At 42.6% G+C, this 230-nt stretch carries 1 protein-coding gene; it reads left to right on the top strand.

Annotated elements, in window-relative coordinates; genetic code table 11:
* On the top strand, positions 1 to 230 hold a 230-nt coding region (locus tag ASJ81_RS17025; RefSeq protein ID WP_141241789.1), incomplete at both ends, for a PKD domain-containing protein.

Below are 230 nucleotides of genomic sequence, written 5' to 3'. Positions count from 1 at the left end.
GGTTTTTTGGAGACGGATCGCAGTCATTTGTCCAGAACCCGGTGCATAAGTATTCAAAAACAGGAAAATATACCGTTAGCTTAACAGTAAAGAACGATAGGGGCAGTAGTACGGTAACAAAAACAGGTTATATACAGGTGAGGGATAAACCGGTTGCTGCATTCTCTGCGTCCTCAATTTCAGGAAAAGCCCCATTTAATGTTGCCTTTACTGACAAGAGCACAGGAACA

The sequence above is a fragment of the Methanosarcina spelaei genome, assembly GCF_002287235.1.
In the GTDB taxonomy this organism is placed as follows: Archaea; Halobacteriota; Methanosarcinia; order Methanosarcinales; family Methanosarcinaceae; genus Methanosarcina; species Methanosarcina spelaei.
The sequence above is the reverse complement of the archived record's forward strand: the minus strand, read 5'-3'. Positions and strand labels throughout refer to the sequence as shown.